Raw genomic sequence first — 15,828 nt, forward strand, 5'->3', positions numbered from 1 at the left:
AACCGACGCAGCAGATCCGGTCGACATCAACACTGGCAATCCCATCGACACCGACGCAGCAACCGAACCGGACCACGAAAACGGCAGCGGCAGTGGTGATCGCGGTGGAGGTGATGCTGCAGCGGATCGCGGCGCGTATCGCGACTTGTTCGGTGACGGCACGTCGGTCGGGTGGCTGCCCTGGATGGGCCCCCTCTCCCGCAACACCTCTCGCCAACTCGCCTGCGATTGCCTTCTCACCGCCATCGTCATGGACGAGAACGGCAACCCACTCAACCTCGCCCGCACCGCCCGTACCGTCACCGCGAAACAGAAACGCGCCTTGACGGCCCGCGATCACGGCTGTGCGTTCCCCGGCTGCGGAAAACCCGCCGCCTGGACCGAAGGTCACCACATCTGGCACTGGGCCGATGGTGGCCCCACCGACATGAACAACCTCGTCCTCCTGTGCGGATTTCATCACCGACTCATCCACCACTCCGATTGGGAAGTGTTCATCGGCAGCGATCAACACCCCTGGTTCGTACCCCCGGCATCCGTCGACCCGTACCGAGAACCCCGGCAATCTCACGCCCGAGCCGGCCCCCACATCGCATAGGTCCGCGCAAACACGCACCAGCCCCACACAAATACACCAGCCCCGCACCGAAAACACGGTGCGGGGCTGGAAGAGATTGTCCGACTAATCGATTGGAGTCGATCAGGCTCTCAGTCGTTGGCGTGCAACGCTGCGTTCAGCTCGACGCCGGTGCCCTTCCACGGCACAACCTCGACCGCACCCGAGAGCGAGTTACGACGGAACAGGAGGTTGGACTTGCCGCTCAGCGTCGCCGCCTTCACCACGGTTCCATCCGGTCCACTGACCTTCGTTCCGGCGGTGATGTACAGCCCCGCCTCGACGACGCAGTCGTCACCGAGTGAAATGCCGAGTCCGGAGTTGGCACCGAGCAGGCAGCTCTTGCCGACGGAGATGACGTTCTTGCCGCCACCGGACAGCGTGCCCATGATCGACGCACCGCCGCCCACGTCGGAACCGTCACCCACCACGACGCCCGCGGAGATGCGTCCCTCGACCATCGAGTTACCGAGCGTGCCTGCATTGAAGTTGACGAAGCCCTCGTGCATGACCGTCGTTCCACTGGCCAGATGAGCACCGAGGCGCACACGGTCGGCGTCGGCGATGCGGACGCCGGTGGGAACGACGTAATCGACCAGGCGCGGGAACTTGTCCACGCCGTAGACGGTTACCTGGCCGCGGGCACGTAGCTTCGCACGCACAGTCTCGAAGCCCTCGACCGCTGCGGGTCCGAAGTTGGTCCAGACGACGTTGGCGAGCAGTCCGAACAGTCCGTCGAGATTCTGACCGTGCGGCTCGACCAGGCGATGCGACAGCAGATGCAGTCGTAGGTACGCGTCGTGGGCGTCGATCGGAGCATCGTCCAGAGATGCGATGTTGGTGCGCACTGCGACGACCTCGACGCCGCGCGCCTCGTCCGCACCGACCAGCGCGGCCAGCTCCGCGGGGATGTCGGATCCTTCGAGCCGAGTCGTGCCGGCCTCGAGATCGGACCCGAGCTCCGGGCTCGGAAACCAGGTGTCGAGAACTACGCCCGATGTCGTGATGTTGGCAATACCTACTGCTGTTGCTCCCTGTGCACTCACGGCTCGAAGAATACGCGGTGGTGCGTCGTGCGTGGTTCGGTGACTGGGCGCCGCAGGTTCCCAGGTGATTTCCGGGCACACCGACCGGCGGTAGTCGCCGGTTCGGTCACGACGGCGGTTCGTTATCCGTTCGGCTGACGAGCGTGACCACATCGGGATTCGCGGAGACCGGCCCGGGGCCCGTGGGCTGACAGAGTGACGACAATGACCACCCGCAGGATTTCGCTCGGAAGAGGAGCAGTGTCGATGATGGCCGACGGGATGTCGTTCACCGGGTTGGTGGCAACCTTCGCTTCGACCATCATTCTCGGAGTCGCTTTCGGCTTGGTTGTCGCCGAGGCGTGGTAGAAATGCCCATCGGCTGACAGGGGGTCGCCGTAGGCGGGGGATTCCATGAGATCGAGCAGGTCAATAGCTATGCGTTCGATAATCTCGGTGGTCGCTGCATCACTCCTCGCGGTGACCGGCGTGGTAGCCGGTTCCGGTACCGCAGCCGCCGCACCCAACTGCGCCGGCGTCGGCGGGAAGTCGGCAGAGGTCGCGAAAATTCCTGGGGCTGCGCTGGAGGGCCTTGCCGTCGATGGGTCGGGCCGCGCGTATGTCACCGATATCGTCTCGGGCCGGGTGTACCGCATCGACGCACCTGGACAGCCCGCGTATCCCATTGCGAAGGTTCCCAGCGGCGGCGGCGGAGCTCTGGCGTGGATGCCCGACGGGACGCTCCTGGTCGGCTACGGTGCCGATCCCCGTGTATTCGTCGGAGACGTCGTCAAGGCCGCCGGCATCGTTCGACTCGACATCGACACCCTTGCCGCCACTCCCTTTGCGAAGGGACTCAGTGCTGCCAATGGACTCGCCGTTGCTGCGGACGGAACCGTCTACGCCACCAACGACTTCGGTTCGCTCATCGGCCGAATCAGCCCCGACGGTTCTGTCGACCCGAGCTGGGCGCGCTTGCTGAGCGCCAACGGCGCGGTGCTCGATGCCGCTGGGAAATATCTCTACGTCTCTCGGACTTTCGTGAACGCGGGCGTCAGTCGAATTCCGATTGCAAATCCGTCGGCACCGGAAGACCTGCTCGATCTGAAGGGGCTCGACTCGTTGGCTGCCCCGGACGGTCTCACTCTCGACGCCGCCGGCCGTCCGGTGGTACCGCTCAATGCAGGCGGTTCCGTCGTCCGCATCGATGCTCCGGGGGTCACCTGCGTGATCGGTACCGGCACTCGGTTGACCAGTGTCGTCTCCTACGGTCGCTCCGAGCAGGGGTTTTCGAGCGGAAGATTGTTCGGCGCAGGCTTCGACGGCGTGGTCCGCGAGATTCCGGGGCCCAAAGCCTAGGGTTGTCGCCGTGACGCTCGATTTGCATGCCGACCCGATAGACCTCACCGCAGCGCTGGTGGACATCCCCAGTGTCAGTGAGGACGAGGCGCGTATCGCCGACGAGGTGGAGCAGGCACTTCGCGAGCAGACCACGGGCTTCGAGATAATTCGGAGCGGCAACGCCGTCCTGGCCAGAACCAACCGCGGGCTGGGTTCACGGGTGATGCTCGCCGGTCATCTCGACACCGTGCCGATAGCCGACAACGTCCCGTCGAGGCGCGAGCACGAGAGCGCCGAGGGGGACATCCTGCACGGCTGCGGGACCGTCGACATGAAGTCGGGCGATGCGGTGTTTCTTCACCTCGCCGCAACGATCGACAACCCGGCACACGACCTGACTCTGGTGTTCTACGACTGCGAGGAGATTGCTGCCTCACGCAACGGTCTCGGTCGCATCGAACGTGAGCTACCCGAATGGCTGAACGCCGACGTCGCGATTCTGGGCGAACCGTCCGGCGGGTTCATCGAAGCCGGTTGCCAAGGCACACTGCGTGTTCGGCTGACGGCGTCGGGAACCCGAGCGCACAGTGCCCGATCCTGGCTGGGCGACAACGCCATTCACAAGTTCGGTGCGGTGCTCAATCGGCTGGCGGCCTACCACGCTCGCAGCGTCGATATCGATGGATGTGTATATCGCGAAGGGCTGCAAGCAGTTCGGATCGCAGGCGGGGTGGCGGGCAATGTGGTCCCCGATGCCGCCGAGCTCGACGTCAATTTCCGTTTCGCACCGGACCGCAGTGTCGACGAGGCCGTCGAGCATGTTCGTGAGGTGGTCGACGGACTCGATCTCGGGTTCGAGGTGACCGACTCGTCACCGGGTGCGCTGCCCGGTCTGAACCAGCCTGCTGCCGCTGCGCTCATCGAGGCAGCGGGAGGGCAGTTCCGGGCCAAGTACGGCTGGACCGACGTCTCCCGGTTCTCGGCCCTCGGCATACCCGCGGTCAACTACGGACCGGGCGATCCCAACCTCGCCCACAAGCGCGACGAGCGCGTCCCGGTCGAACAGATCACCCACGTCACACAGGTTCTACGGAGCTACCTCTCCGCCGGATAGCCTGAACGCCATGAACAGCGTCGAGGGTCCCAGTGGTTTCGAACAGATCGGCAGCGAAAAGCCTGCCAAACACAAGGGATCCGTCGTACTTCGCCGCGGTCGAAACACCGAGACGTCCACGTCGGACCAACGATTGCTCGACGAACGCGGATCCGGCAATTGGATCCACTCGGACACCTGGCGCGTGCTGCGCATTCAGAGCGAATTCGTCGAAGGTTTCGGTGCTCTGGCCGAGGTGCCGCGAGCGGTGACGGTGTTCGGTTCGGCGCGCACACCCGTCGACCATCCCGAATACGAGCGGGCGCGTGAACTCGGAGCTGCCCTGGCGCGTGAAGGCTTCGCCGTGATCACCGGCGGCGGTCCCGGTGTGATGGAGGGCGCGAACCGCGGCGCGAGCGAGGCCGACGGGTACTCCATCGGACTGGGCATCGAGCTGCCGTTCGAGCAGGGCCTCAACGACTGGGTCGATCTCGGTGTCAACTTTCGATACTTCTTCGTACGCAAGACCATGTTCGTCAAGTACTCCCAAGCGTTCGTGTGCCTGCCCGGAGGCTTCGGTACTCTCGACGAACTCTTCGAGGCGCTCACACTCGTGCAGACCGCGAAGGTCACACGATTCCCGATCGTGTTGCTGGGCAAGGACTTCTGGTCGGGATTGCTCGACTGGATCAAGACCACTCTCGTGAAAGAAGGCAAGGTGTCCGAGAAGGACCTCGACCTCATCCATTGCACCGACAGCGTCGACGAGGCCGTCCGCATCGTCCGGGAGGCCCAGCAGTGAGCGTGCAGCCGGTCGGCGTTTCGGGGATCAGCGTGTGTGTCTACTGCGCATCGGGACCGGTCGACGCGTCGTTCATCGATCTGGCGCGTGAGGTCGGTACCGAGATCGGTCGACGTGGTTGGCAGCTGGTGTCGGGCGGCGGCAACGTCTCGATGATGGGCGCGGTGGCCGCGGCGACACGCGCAGCCGGAGGCAACACCGTCGGTGTCATCCCGAAAGCGCTCGTGCACCGCGAGGTCGCCGACGTCGATGCCGACGAGTTGATCGTCACCGACACGATGCGTGAGCGGAAGAAGATCATGGAGGACCGAGCCGACGCGTTCATCACGTTGCCCGGCGGCATCGGAACGCTCGAAGAACTCTTCGAGACGTGGACGGCCGGCTATCTGGGCATGCACAGCAAGCCGATGGTGATGCTCGATCCGTTCGGGCACTTCGACGGCCTGATGCAGTGGATCGACGGTCTGAGCTCCACCGGGTTCGTGCAGCAACGAGCGCTCGACGCGCTCGTGCGCACCACTTCTGTCGACGAGGCCCTGGACGTGTGCGGCGCGTTGTGAAAGTTCACCAACCGAGCCCGCCTGACGAAGTGCTGGAAGTTGTTACTCTCTAGTAGGGTTAGTTATCTCACATCGTCTCAAAGGGGAGCTCATGGCTGTCGATGCCCGTCAGAAAATCGGAGTGACCGACCTCGCGGTCGCGTTGCCGAAAATGGTGACGGAGGTGCCGAGCCTGCTCAAGGGGCTGGCGGGCTTCACCCGCAAGCCCGACCACAAGGTCTCCATCGGACTGATTTTCCAGGACGCGGCAGCCAAGAACAGCACTCGACCGTTCGTCCGTTTCGAGGGTGAGTCGATCTCCTACAAGGACGCGAACGCGCTGGTCAATCAGTACGCCGCAGTGTTCACCGACCGGGGTGTCGTACGCGGCGACGTCGTCGGTGTGCTGAGCAAGAACCGCCCCGAGGCGCTGTTCGCGGCGCTGGCTGCCGTGAAGCTCGGTGCCACCGCAGGCATGCTCAACTACAACCAGCGCGGCGACGTGCTCGAGCACAGCCTCGGAATCCTCGAAGCGAAGGTGCTGGTCCTCGACGAGAACGCGCAGGAAGCGCTGGATTCTCTGGACAACGAGCCCAAGGTCGGGTCGGTGTTGCCGCTGAAGGAGCTCGGCGAGCTGGCCGCGAAGGCGTCGACGGCCAACCCGTCGGTCACCGCGGAGATCCAGGCCAAGGAGAAGGCGTTCTACATCTTCACCTCGGGAACGACGGGCATGCCCAAGGCCAGCCTGATGAGCCACTTCCGTTGGCTCAAGTCGATGTCGGGCCTGGGCAACATGGGCGTGCGACTGCGCGGCGACGACGTCATCTACTGCTGCCTTCCGCTCTATCACAACAACGCGCTGACGGTGACGCTGTCCTCGGTGCTCGCCGGCGGCGCGACGATGGCCATCGGTAAGCAGTTCTCGGTGAGCAACTTCTGGGAAGACATTCGCGTCAACAAGGCCACGGCGTTCACCTACATCGGCGAGCTCTGCCGGTACCTCCTCACGCAGCCGAAGAAGGATTCCGACCGGGACAACTCGGTCAAGCTGATCGTCGGCAACGGACTGCGACCGGAGATCTGGGAGGAGTTCACCGAGCGATTCGGTATCTCCCGCGTCGCGGAGTTCTACGGCGCCAGCGAATGCAACATCGCCTTCATCAACGCACTGAACATGAAGAAGACTGCCGGAATCTGCCCGTTGCCGTATGCCGTGGTGCAGTACGACGAAGAATCGGGCAAGGCCAAGCGCGGCCACGACGGCAAGCTCCGCAAGGTCGGCAACGGTGAAGTGGGCCTGCTGCTGTCCAAGATCACCGACCGGGCTCCGTTCGACGGGTATTCCGACGACAAGGCCACCGAGAAGAAGATGGTGCGCGACGGATTCAAGGACGGTGACGCGTGGTTCGACACCGGCGACCTCGTTCGCAAGCAGGGCTGGATGCACGTCGCATTCGTCGACCGGCTGGGAGACACTTTCCGCTGGAAGGGCGAGAACGTCGCCACGACCCAGGTCGAGGGTGCACTCGGTAGCCACCCGGCAGTGGACGGTGCCGTCGTCTACGGCGTCGATATCGAGGGTGCCGACGGCAAGGCCGGTATGGCTGCGGTGACCTTGCGCGACGGTGAGTCCTTCGACGGCAAGTCGTTCGCCGAGCACCTCTACGACAAGCTGCCGACGTATGCGGTGCCGCTGTTCGTTCGCGTCGTCGACAGCCTCGAGCAGACCTCGACGTTCAAGAGCCAGAAGGTCGCTCTACGCAAGCTGGGGTTCCAGGAAGACGGTGACAGCGAACTCCACGTGCTGCGCGGCAAGTCCGGTGGCTACGAGAAGTTCTACGACGGCTACGTCGACGAGGTTGCCGCCGGCAAGGCCCCTAAGGGGTAACCAGCAAGCTCGAGGCGAGGGTGGCCACGAGCCATCGTGCGTAGCGGTCGGTCGTCCAGCCCGACCGCTCGCACAACATTCGGTGCATTTCGGGGCTGGTCAGGGCCCAGATGGTGGTTCCTGCCGTTTCGAGGTCAACGGCCAGATCTCCACGTGCCCCGATCCACTCGGCGATCTGCATCATCGCCGATCTGCGTTGTCGGTCCTGGATATCGCGTCGTAGTGCTGCGATGTCCTCGTCGACGGCAGCCGCGCTGAGCAAGATGTCGTCGACCGCTCTGATTCGCGCGACCTGTTCGGCGATTCCTGACGCGAACATGCGGAGCTGCGTGCGTTGATCGAGTTCGTCGCGCACGGCCGATGCTGATGAGCGCTGCATGATCGGCGTCGGGTCGGTGTCTCCGCCGATGTCCAGATCCACCATTTCTCTGAGCAGCGTGCGCTTGTTCTTGAAGACGTGGAAGACGGTGTCCGCCGAGACACCTGCCGCGGCGGCGATCGACGGCACCGAGGTTGTGCCGTATCCGTGGGCGAGGAAGAGTCCGCGCGCGGCCTCGATGATGCGGAGTCGGGTGCCTTCGGCCTGCTGTTGCCGCACGGCGGAGTTGTAGGTCCTCTTGACGTTTTCGGTCATCGGGTCGAGTATATGCATATTGATCCGAGTGCCACTTGAACGAATCGGGGCGTCATGGATATCCAACAGGCGAAAGATCGAGTGGGACGGGTCTTCGAGGACGGATTCGGGCGGGGTGATCTCTCGACGGTGGATGCAGCACTCGCGCCGAGCGCTGTCGACCGGCACGCTTTCGGACAGGACGAGCCGGATATGGCGGCACACCTCAAAGGCGCGATCGCGATGTTCCGTTCTGCGATGCCCGACCTGCGCGTGACGATCGGTGATCTCTTCGGGGAAGGAGACCGCATCGCCGCGCGGGTCGAGATGGAGGGAACCCATACGGGCTCGCCTCTGTTCGGCGTGCCATCCTCGGGGCTGTCCGTTGCGCTCGAACAGTTCCACGTCATCGAGCTCGACGCCGACGGACGTGGTGCCCGGCACTGGGCGAATGTGGGTGCCGACACCATCGCGCTCGGGCACCTCCGCCGAAATGCCACTATGGATGAATGAGCACTCTGTGCGGTAAGCCGGTCGCCGACGATCGAGCTCTGGTCATGGCGATCGTCAATCGCACCCCGGACTCGTTCTACGACGGGGGCGCGAATTTCTCCGACGATGCAGCGATGGCGTCCGTGCACAGGGCTGTCGCCGAGGGTGCCGACATGGTCGATATCGGCGGCGTCAAAGCAGGCCCCGGTGATCTCGTCGACGCGGCGGAGGAGATCCGCCGCGTCGTGCCGTTCGTCGAGGCCATCCGGGATGCGTATCCGGATCTGTTGATCAGTGTCGACACCTGGCGTAGCGAGGTTGCTCGCCTGGCCTGCGGGGTGGGAGCCGATCTGATCAACGACACCTGGGCCGGAGCCGATCCCGAGTTGGTGCGCGTCGCCGCTGCCGAAGGAGTCGGGATCGTCTGCTCGCACACCGGCGGTGCCGTTCCGCGGACCCGCCCGCACCGGGTTCGGTACACCGACGTCGTGGCCGATGTGGTCGCGGAAGTCACCGCAGCTGCCGATAACGCGGTCGCGGAGGGGGTGAAGAAAGATTCGATTCTGATCGATCCGACCCACGATTTCGGGAAAAACACCTATCACGGACTCGAGTTGTTGCGTCGCGTGGACGTTCTTGTAAACACCGGGTGGCCTGTGCTCATGGCGCTGAGCAACAAGGACTTCGTAGGCGAGACTCTAGGGGTAGAGCTCGCCGACCGGTTGGAGGGAACATTGGCAGCGACAGCATTGGCCGCAGCAGGCGGAGCCCGGATGTTCCGGGTGCACGAGGTTGCGTCGACCAGAAGAGTCGTCGACATGGTGGCAGCGATCCAGGGACGACGAACCCCGGCGCGGACGGTCAGGGGGCTGGCATGACACTGGCCGATCGAACGGACGTGACCCGAATGTGGTCCGAGACCAACAGCTGGGACACCCCCGAATGGACCATCGCCGAGCTCGAGGCCGCCAAGGCGGGCCGCACGGTGTCCGTGGTGCTTCCGGCGCTGAACGAGGAACAGACGGTGGCTGCCGTCATCGACACCATCCACCCGTTGCTCGGTGGCCTCGTCGACGAACTGATCGTGCTCGACTCGGGCTCGACCGACGAGACGGCAGTGCGCGCGAAAGCGGCCGGTGCCCGTGTCATCAGTCGAGAGGAGGCAGTACCGGGGCTCGATCCGGTACCGGGCAAGGGCGAGGTGCTGTGGCGATCGGTCGCGGCGTCGACGGGTGACCTCATCGCCTTCGTCGATTCCGATCTGATCAATCCCGACCCCGCGTTCGTGCCGAAACTGCTCGGACCTCTGCTGATGGGCGACGGCATTCATCTCGTCAAGGGCTACTACCGACGTCCACTTCGCGTCAGTGGCACCGAGGACGCCAACGGCGGTGGACGCGTCACCGAGTTGGTGGCTCGACCCTTGCTCGCGGCGCTGCGCCCGGAGTTGACCGGCGTGATCCAGCCGCTGGGCGGGGAGTACGCGGGCACTCGCGAGTTGTTGTCGGCGGTGCCGTTCGCGCCCGGTTACGGGGTGGAGATCGGCCTGCTTCTCGACACGTACGACCGGCTCGGTCTGCAGGCCATCGGACAGGTGAACCTGGGAGTGCGAAAGCATCGCAATCGGCCGCTTGTCGAACTCGGGGCGATGAGTCGGCAGATCGTCGGAACGATGCTCAATCGGTGCGGCATGGTCGATTCCGGTGCCGGACTGATGCAGTTCCGCGTGGCAGGGGATTCGTTCGAGCCGTTCTCGACCGAAGTGTCGTTGGCCGATCGACCGGCGATGAACTCGCTGATCTGACCGACCACCAGGTGCGTCCGGCCGACGTGTCGGACAGCCGTGACAAGATCGTGGCATGTTGACGCTGTTGATCTACATCATCGTCATTGCAGTCGTCGCTGCGGCGTTGTTCTTCATCGCCGCAGCGGTGTTCGGTCGCGGTGAAGAGCTGGGGCCGTTGCCCGAGGGAACCACCGCAACAGTGCTGCCGGCCGAAGGAGTCACTGATGCCGATGTGCGCGCGTTGAAGTTCCAGCAGACGTTGCGGGGTTACAAGCCCAGCGAAGTCGACTGGGCTCTCGAGCGCCTGGGCGGCGAGATAGAGATGCTGCGGTCACGGCTGTCCGCGGCGCAGGAGTCAGGTTCTCGATCCCCGCTGTCGGGGCAGCCCGGCAGTGCGGGCTTCACGGATAGTTCTGGCCTCACCGACAGTGCCGGCCTCACGGATAGTTCGGGCGTCACAGGCACGGTCGAGTCGGACGAACGGTGAGCGCAGTCGCGGGGCCGGACGGCAAGCTGCGCTGCCCGTGGGGTGCCACCGACGACGAGCTGTATCGCACCTATCACGACACGGAGTGGGGGCAGCCGCTGCACGGCCGCAATGAGCTCTACGAGCGCCTGTGTCTGGAAGCGTTTCAGTCGGGCCTGGCGTGGATCACGATCCTGCGCAAGCGGGAAAGCTTCCGCACTGCTTTCGCCGGATTCGATCCCGACGCAGTGGCCCGCTTCGACGACGCCGATGTGGAGCGATTGATGAGCGACGCGTCGATCGTGCGGAATCGGCTCAAGATCGAGGCGGCGGTGAGCAACGCTCGCGCGATCGTCGACCTCGACGACACCGATCTCGACACTCTGCTGTGGTCTTTCGCGCCGGAGCCCAGGTCACAGCGGCTCACGGAGTTCACCGACGTGCCCGCGTCGACACCCGAATCGACGGCGTTGGCCAAAGAGCTCAAACGCCGCGGGCTACGGTTCGTCGGTCCGACTACCGCCTACGCATTGATGCAGGCCACCGGAATGGTCGACGATCACCTGTCGAGGTGTTGGGTGCAGGTCACGAATACCGACTCAGGTTCCCCCCATCGACGGCGATAGGGAAGAATGGCACAGGACACTCCGTCGCCCCGCGACGAATTTATCTTTTAGGCCGAGGCGCCGAGCAGGTGGGCGCAGATCTGGAGGGAGCAGAGGATGGCGGCGATGAAGCCCCGGACCGGGGACGGTCCCCTCGAAGCAACCAAAGAGGGACGAGGAATCGTCATGCGTGTCCCGCTCGAGGGGGGCGGCCGTTTGGTCGTCGAATTGACCCCCGACGAGGCCGCGGCACTCGGTGACGAACTGAAGGGCGTCACCGGCTGATCGCCACGTCGATCGATCATCGCTCAGCCCCGCTCGCCGCACCGGCCAGCGGGGCTTTGTGTTGTCATCAGCAGGGTTGTCATCAGCGGTGTTGTGATCATCAGGTCGTTTCCGGGGGAGTGCCGAAGAATCTGTCTCGATACGAAAGAGGTGCTCGATGCTGACCGACGTCGTCGAATTGCTGGTCTGCCCACAGTGCCGCGTCCGTGAGGTCGAGTCGGGCCTGGGTCTCGGTGAGACCGATCGAAGTCTGTGGTGCGATCGTGGTCATTCGTTCGACGTGGCCCGGCAGGGGTACGTCAGCCTGTTGACAGGCGACGGCGGCAAGTTCACCGGTGATTCGGCCGAGATGGTCACAGCCCGTGAGAAGTTCCTCGGTGGCGGTCATTTCGAGCCCATCGCGGCGGCGGTGTCGGCCGCTGTTCCGCCCGAGTCGGACGTGGTCCTCGATGTCGGGGTCGGCACCGGGTATTACCTCGCAGGTGTCCTGGACGCGCGTCCGGCCGCGCTGGGGGTCGGGGTGGACGTGTCCAAGTTCGCGGCGCGCCGAGCCGCGCGGTCGCATCCGCGGCTCGGGTGCGTCGTCGCGGACATCTGGAGCGGGCTACCGATTCGGGCGGGTGCCGTGTCTGCGGTGACGTGTGTGTTCTCGCCGCGCAATGCCGGTGAACTGCATCGAGTTCTCGGCGACGACGGCACGTTGGTGGTCGTCACGCCGACGTCTCGGCATCAGCGTGAGCTGCGCGGGCCGCTGGGACTGATCGGCGTCGAAGAGGACAAGACCCGTCGGCTCGGTGAGTCGCTGTCGGGTCTGTTCGAGTCGGTGGCCGAGACCCCGCTCGAGTACTCGATGATGCTCTCGCACAACGACATCGAGGAACTCATCGGTATGGGGCCGTCGATTCGGCACGGTGACCCCGACGCGCGGTCCGCGGCGTTGAAGGATTTGCCCGACACCGTCCCGGTCACCGCGTCGGTGACGGTGTCGACCTACCGAAAGATCTCTCAGCCCCGACGCGCCAGCGCGTCGTTGTAGACGGCGAGGGTCTGCTTCGCGATCGACGCCCACGAGAATTCCGCAACGGCCCGCTCGCGGCCGGCCTTGCCCATCGCCGTCGCCAGTGCGGGGTCGAGAGCGACCTCGTTGACTGTGTCGGCGAGGGTTCGCTCGAAGACGTCGGGCTCATACGAGTTGTAGTGCACCAGCCGTCCGGTGCGGCCGTCGTCGACGACCTCGGGGATGCCGCCGACGTCCGACGCCACGACCGCGGTTTCGCAGGCCATTGCCTCCAGGTTGACGATGCCGAGTGGCTCGTACACCGATGGGCAGACGAATACCGCTGCGGCAGAGAGGATCTGGCGAATCTTGTCGGTGGGGAGCATGTCCTTGACCCAGAAGACCCCGCTGCGTTGCTCGGCCAATAACGCCACTGCGCGTTCGGTTTCTGCGGCGATCTCCGGAGTGTCGGGCGCGCCTGCGCACAGGACGAGCTGAATCGACGGATCGAAGTGGTGCGCCGCAGCGATGAGGTGACCCACGCCCTTCTGCCGGGTGATGCGGCCGACGAACGCGACGATCGGCTTGCTGGGATCCACCCCGATCTCGTCGAGAGTCGACGTGCCATGATCTGCGTACCACCGCTCGGTGTCGATCCCGTTGCGCACCACGTGGACTCGACTCGGGTCGAGGCGCGGATAAGCGTCGAGCACGTCCTTGGCCATGCCCTCGCTGACGGCGATGACGGCGTCGGCGTATTCCACCGCGTTCTTTTCCGACCACGACGAGATGCGGTAACCGCCGCCCAGCTGCTCGGCCTTCCACGGCCGACGCGGCTCGAGCGAGTGCGCGGTGAGAATATGCGGAACTCCGTACAGCTCGGCCGCGAGGTGGCCGGCGAGCCCGGTGTACCAGGTGTGCGAATGCACCACGTCCGCTCCCGCTGCCGCGTTGGCCATCCGCAGCTCCGCCGACAATGTCGTCAGTGCTGCGTTGGCTCCGGCGAGTGCAGGATCGGGATCGTGCACCTGTGCGGTGTCGCGCGGAGCTCCCATGCAGTGGATGTCCACCTCGCACAGCGACTTCAGCTGCGCGGTCAACTCCGTGACATGAACTCCTGCGCCACCGTAGATCTCCGGCGGGTATTCCTTGGTCATCATCGCTACTCGCACGTGAACGAACCTACATTCCCCGGCAGTTGTGCGTGTACTGGTAGCAAGGTTCTCTCGGTGCGGATAGGTTGGGAGGGTGAGGACACAACCGCACGTACTAGGGATTGTGCTTGCCGGCGGAGAGGGTAAGCGCCTTTACCCGATGACCGCGGACCGAGCCAAGCCAGCCGTTCCCTTCGGGGGCGCCTACCGACTCATCGACTTCGTGTTGAGCAATCTCGTGAATGCCGGTTACCTCCGGCTCTGCGTGCTGACTCAGTACAAGTCCCATTCCCTGGACCGCCACATCTCGCAGACGTGGCGACTGTCCGGTTTCGCCGGGGAGTACATCACTCCGGTCCCGGCACAGCAGCGTCTCGGCCCCCGGTGGTACACCGGCAGCGCCGACGCCATCTTCCAGTCGCTGAACCTGGTGTACGACGAGGACCCCGAGTACATCGTCGTCTTCGGTGCCGACCACGTGTACCGAATGGATCCGGAGCAGATGGTGCAGCAGCACATCGACTCCGGAGCGGGCGTCACCGTCGCGGGTATCCGGGTTCCACGTAGCGAGGCATTCGCGTTCGGCTGCATCGACTCGGACGAGAACGGCAAGATCACCCAGTTCCTGGAGAAGCCGGCGCAGCCGCCCGGTACCCCCGACGACCCGGACGTCACATACGCCTCGATGGGCAACTACGTGTTCACCACCAAGGTGCTCGTCGATGCCATCAAGGCGGACTCCGAGAACTCCGACTCCGACCACGACATGGGCGGCGACATCATCCCGGCGCTCGTCGAAGCAGGCGTGGCCTCGGTCTACGACTTCAACGACAACGTCGTTCCCGGTGCCACCGAACGCGATCGCGGCTACTGGCGAGACGTCGGCACCATCGACGCCTTCTACGACGCCCACATGGACCTCGTGTCGGTGCATCCCATCTTCAATCTCTACAACCGCCGCTGGCCCATCCGCGGATCGGCCGAGAATCTGCCGCCCGCCAAGTTCGTCCAGGGCGGCCTCGCTCAGGAATCCGTCGTCGGTGCCGGCTGCATTCTCAGCGCCGCCACCGTCCGAAACTCGGTACTGAGCTCGAACGTCATGATCGACAGCGGCGCGACCGTCGAAGGCAGCGTCCTGATGCCCGGAGTCCGGATCGGCAAGGGTGCCGTCGTTCGGCACGCGATCCTGGACAAGAACGTCGTCGTCGGTGACGGCGAAATCGTCGGAGTCGATCTCGAACGCGACCGGGAACGCTTCAACGTCAGTGCCGGGGGAGTCGTCTCCGTCGGCAAGGGCGTCTGGATCTAGAGCAGAGCCTGCGGCATGTGAGTGGAAGTTCGTAGCCTGCTACGAGTTTCCACTCACATGGTCACGCCCGCGACGCGCAGATCAACCCGTCGCCCAGAGGAAGCAGCACCGTCGTCAGGCGTTCGTCCTCGGCGATGGCGCGCGCGGCCGATCGAACGGCCACCGCAGTCGCGTCTCGTTGAGTCGGGTCGGCCACCCGTCCACCCAGCAATGCGTTGTGCAGCACCAGAACTCCGCCGGGGCGTAGCAACCGCACGCTCTCGGCCACGAAGTGTGGATGGTCCGCAGGGCTGGCGTCGATGAACACCAGATCGTAGGTGTCATCGGCCAATCGGGGGAGCACGTCCAACGCCCAGCCGTTGATCAGCCGAGTGCGGGACGGCGCAATTCCCCCTGCCCGGAATGCTTCTCGCGCTGCCCGCTGGTGCTCGGGCTCGGTGTCGATGGTGGTGAGAACCCCGTCCGCACGCATCCCGTCGAGCAACCACAGACCGCTGATTCCCGCGCCTGTTCCGATTTCGACGACCGTCTTCGCGCCGAGCATCTGAGTGAAGATGCTCAGGATGGCACCGACGGACGGCGGCACCGGAGCGGCACCGAGGTCGACGGCTCGCTCTCTGGCTGCGATCAGAACCTCGTCCTCCTGAGCGGAGTCTTCGGCATAAGCGAGCATCTTCTCGGCGTTGGTCGGCACGTCCCGAGGTTATCGTGCCCGGGGCTCGATCTCACGCACACATTCTCAGGTGGGCCTCAGGTGATTCATACCGGACCCACACGCGGGTCGGTCAGGCTATGGAGGAATCGCAGGTCCGTCTCG

19 protein-coding genes are annotated in these 15,828 nt (G+C 64.6%); 15 read left to right on the forward strand and 4 right to left on the reverse strand.

Annotated features, from left to right (window positions below):
• Positions 1-598: HNH endonuclease signature motif containing protein (locus RFA01S_RS24035; RefSeq protein ID WP_255283982.1), on the forward strand; the 598-nt coding region annotated here is incomplete at its 5' end.
• Between the two features lie 110 nt (positions 599-708).
• On the opposite strand, the gene dapD is transcribed toward RFA01S_RS24035, so the two are convergent.
• Positions 709-1,662 carry a 2,3,4,5-tetrahydropyridine-2,6-dicarboxylate N-succinyltransferase gene (dapD, locus tag RFA01S_RS24040; RefSeq protein ID WP_032383853.1) on the reverse strand — a complete coding sequence of 318 codons (954 nt, stop codon included), beginning with the start codon at positions 1,660-1,662 and terminating at the stop codon, positions 709-711.
• A 204-nt stretch (positions 1,663-1,866) separates the two neighbouring features.
• Here dapD and RFA01S_RS27950 point away from each other — a divergent pair, with 204 nt between their 5' ends.
• From RFA01S_RS27950 to RFA01S_RS24070, 6 genes are all read left to right on the forward strand, one after another.
• Positions 1,867-2,010: a hypothetical protein gene (locus RFA01S_RS27950; protein WP_155288421.1), complete on the forward strand. Its 144-nt coding sequence runs from the start codon at positions 1,867-1,869 to the stop codon at positions 2,008-2,010.
• A 69-nt stretch (positions 2,011-2,079) separates the two neighbouring features.
• A complete protein-coding gene (locus RFA01S_RS24050; RefSeq protein ID WP_238325043.1) occupies positions 2,080-3,000 on the forward strand; it encodes an SMP-30/gluconolactonase/LRE family protein in 921 nt (306 codons plus the stop codon).
• A gap of 10 nt (positions 3,001-3,010) precedes the next feature.
• Complete coding sequence (gene dapE / locus RFA01S_RS24055; protein ID WP_032365377.1) at positions 3,011-4,096, forward strand: succinyl-diaminopimelate desuccinylase; 1,086 nt, start codon at positions 3,011-3,013, stop codon at positions 4,094-4,096.
• A 10-nt stretch (positions 4,097-4,106) separates the two neighbouring features.
• On the forward strand, positions 4,107-4,877 hold the full coding sequence (locus RFA01S_RS24060; protein WP_051365252.1) for an LOG family protein: 771 nt from the start codon (positions 4,107-4,109) through the stop codon (positions 4,875-4,877).
• A complete protein-coding gene (locus tag RFA01S_RS24065; protein ID WP_230074810.1) occupies positions 4,874-5,437 on the forward strand; it encodes an LOG family protein in 564 nt (187 codons plus the stop codon). The genes RFA01S_RS24060 and RFA01S_RS24065 overlap by 4 nt, the downstream gene beginning before the upstream one ends.
• Before the next feature lie 91 nt (positions 5,438-5,528).
• Positions 5,529-7,304, forward strand: coding sequence for a long-chain-acyl-CoA synthetase (locus tag RFA01S_RS24070; RefSeq protein ID WP_032406316.1), 1,776 nt, complete (start codon positions 5,529-5,531; stop codon positions 7,302-7,304).
• Here RFA01S_RS24070 and RFA01S_RS24075 read toward each other — a convergent pair.
• Positions 7,294-7,938 carry a TetR/AcrR family transcriptional regulator gene (locus RFA01S_RS24075; RefSeq protein ID WP_162182868.1) on the reverse strand — a complete coding sequence of 215 codons (645 nt, stop codon included), beginning with the start codon at positions 7,936-7,938 and terminating at the stop codon, positions 7,294-7,296. The genes RFA01S_RS24070 and RFA01S_RS24075 overlap by 11 nt on opposite strands.
• Before the next feature lie 54 nt (positions 7,939-7,992).
• On the opposite strand from RFA01S_RS24075, the gene RFA01S_RS24080 reads away from it, so the two are divergent.
• The 7 genes from RFA01S_RS24080 to RFA01S_RS24110 all read left to right on the forward strand — a co-directional run bounded on the left by RFA01S_RS24080 (position 7,993) and on the right by RFA01S_RS24110 (position 12,587).
• Positions 7,993-8,430, forward strand: coding sequence for an ester cyclase (locus tag RFA01S_RS24080; protein ID WP_051365250.1), 438 nt, complete (start codon positions 7,993-7,995; stop codon positions 8,428-8,430).
• Positions 8,427-9,287, forward strand: coding sequence for a dihydropteroate synthase (gene folP, locus RFA01S_RS24085; protein ID WP_027498058.1), 861 nt, complete (start codon positions 8,427-8,429; stop codon positions 9,285-9,287). The genes RFA01S_RS24080 and folP overlap by 4 nt, the downstream gene beginning before the upstream one ends.
• Positions 9,284-10,213, forward strand: a complete 930-nt coding sequence (locus RFA01S_RS24090) for a glucosyl-3-phosphoglycerate synthase (RefSeq protein WP_032386312.1) — start codon at positions 9,284-9,286, stop codon at positions 10,211-10,213. Before folP ends, RFA01S_RS24090 begins: the two co-directional genes overlap by 4 nt.
• A gap of 55 nt (positions 10,214-10,268) precedes the next feature.
• Complete coding sequence (locus tag RFA01S_RS24095) at positions 10,269-10,682, forward strand: DivIVA domain-containing protein (protein ID WP_052060465.1); 414 nt, start codon at positions 10,269-10,271, stop codon at positions 10,680-10,682.
• Entirely contained in the window at positions 10,679-11,287 is a 609-nt protein-coding gene (locus RFA01S_RS24100) for a DNA-3-methyladenine glycosylase I (RefSeq protein WP_032383847.1), read from the forward strand. Before RFA01S_RS24095 ends, RFA01S_RS24100 begins: the two co-directional genes overlap by 4 nt.
• A gap of 96 nt (positions 11,288-11,383) precedes the next feature.
• Entirely contained in the window at positions 11,384-11,551 is a 168-nt protein-coding gene (locus RFA01S_RS24105) for a DUF3117 domain-containing protein (protein ID WP_008714277.1), read from the forward strand.
• Between the two features lie 157 nt (positions 11,552-11,708).
• Positions 11,709-12,587 (forward strand): putative RNA methyltransferase, encoded by an 879-nt coding sequence (locus tag RFA01S_RS24110; RefSeq protein ID WP_032406317.1) that lies wholly within the window; start codon positions 11,709-11,711, stop codon positions 12,585-12,587.
• Here RFA01S_RS24110 and glgA read toward each other — a convergent pair.
• A complete protein-coding gene (glgA, locus tag RFA01S_RS24115) occupies positions 12,557-13,720 on the reverse strand; it encodes a glycogen synthase (protein WP_027498054.1) in 1,164 nt (387 codons plus the stop codon). The genes RFA01S_RS24110 and glgA overlap by 31 nt on opposite strands.
• A 76-nt stretch (positions 13,721-13,796) precedes the next feature.
• Here glgA and glgC point away from each other — a divergent pair, with 76 nt between their 5' ends.
• Positions 13,797-15,011 (forward strand): glucose-1-phosphate adenylyltransferase, encoded by a 1,215-nt coding sequence (gene glgC / locus RFA01S_RS24120; protein WP_027498053.1) that lies wholly within the window; start codon positions 13,797-13,799, stop codon positions 15,009-15,011.
• Positions 15,012-15,072: 61 nt separating this feature from the next.
• On the opposite strand, the gene RFA01S_RS24125 is transcribed toward glgC, so the two are convergent.
• Positions 15,073-15,684, reverse strand: a complete 612-nt coding sequence (locus RFA01S_RS24125; protein WP_032365496.1) for an O-methyltransferase — start codon at positions 15,682-15,684, stop codon at positions 15,073-15,075.
• Positions 15,685-15,828: the final 144 nt, after the last annotated feature.

The organism is Rhodococcoides fascians NBRC 12155 = LMG 3623 (assembly GCF_001894785.1).
In the GTDB taxonomy this organism is placed as follows: Bacteria; Actinomycetota; Actinomycetes; order Mycobacteriales; family Mycobacteriaceae; genus Rhodococcoides; species Rhodococcoides fascians.

Bases quoted from the DNA above. Each gene is read 5' to 3' on its own strand.
- RFA01S_RS24060 (WP_051365252.1), top strand. From the start codon at position 4,107: ATGAACAGCGTCGAGGGTCCCAGTGGTTTCGAACAGATCGGCAGCGAA.
- RFA01S_RS24070 (WP_032406316.1), top strand. From the start codon at position 5,529: ATGGCTGTCGATGCCCGTCAGAAAATCGGAGTGACCGACCTCGCGGTC.
- RFA01S_RS24090 (WP_032386312.1), top strand. From the start codon at position 9,284: ATGACACTGGCCGATCGAACGGACGTGACCCGAATGTGGTCCGAGACC.
- RFA01S_RS24110 (WP_032406317.1), top strand. From the start codon at position 11,709: ATGCTGACCGACGTCGTCGAATTGCTGGTCTGCCCACAGTGCCGCGTC.
- RFA01S_RS24125 (WP_032365496.1), bottom strand. From the start codon at position 15,684: ATGCTCGCTTATGCCGAAGACTCCGCTCAGGAGGACGAGGTTCTGATC.
- RFA01S_RS24075 (WP_162182868.1), bottom strand. From the start codon at position 7,938: ATGACCGAAAACGTCAAGAGGACCTACAACTCCGCCGTGCGGCAACAG.
- RFA01S_RS24105 (WP_008714277.1), top strand. From the start codon at position 11,384: ATGGCGGCGATGAAGCCCCGGACCGGGGACGGTCCCCTCGAAGCAACC.
- RFA01S_RS24050 (WP_238325043.1), top strand. From the start codon at position 2,080: ATGCGTTCGATAATCTCGGTGGTCGCTGCATCACTCCTCGCGGTGACC.
- RFA01S_RS27950 (WP_155288421.1), top strand. From the start codon at position 1,867: ATGACCACCCGCAGGATTTCGCTCGGAAGAGGAGCAGTGTCGATGATG.
- folP (WP_027498058.1), top strand. From the start codon at position 8,427: ATGAGCACTCTGTGCGGTAAGCCGGTCGCCGACGATCGAGCTCTGGTC.
- RFA01S_RS24095 (WP_052060465.1), top strand. From the start codon at position 10,269: ATGTTGACGCTGTTGATCTACATCATCGTCATTGCAGTCGTCGCTGCG.
- RFA01S_RS24080 (WP_051365250.1), top strand. From the start codon at position 7,993: ATGGATATCCAACAGGCGAAAGATCGAGTGGGACGGGTCTTCGAGGAC.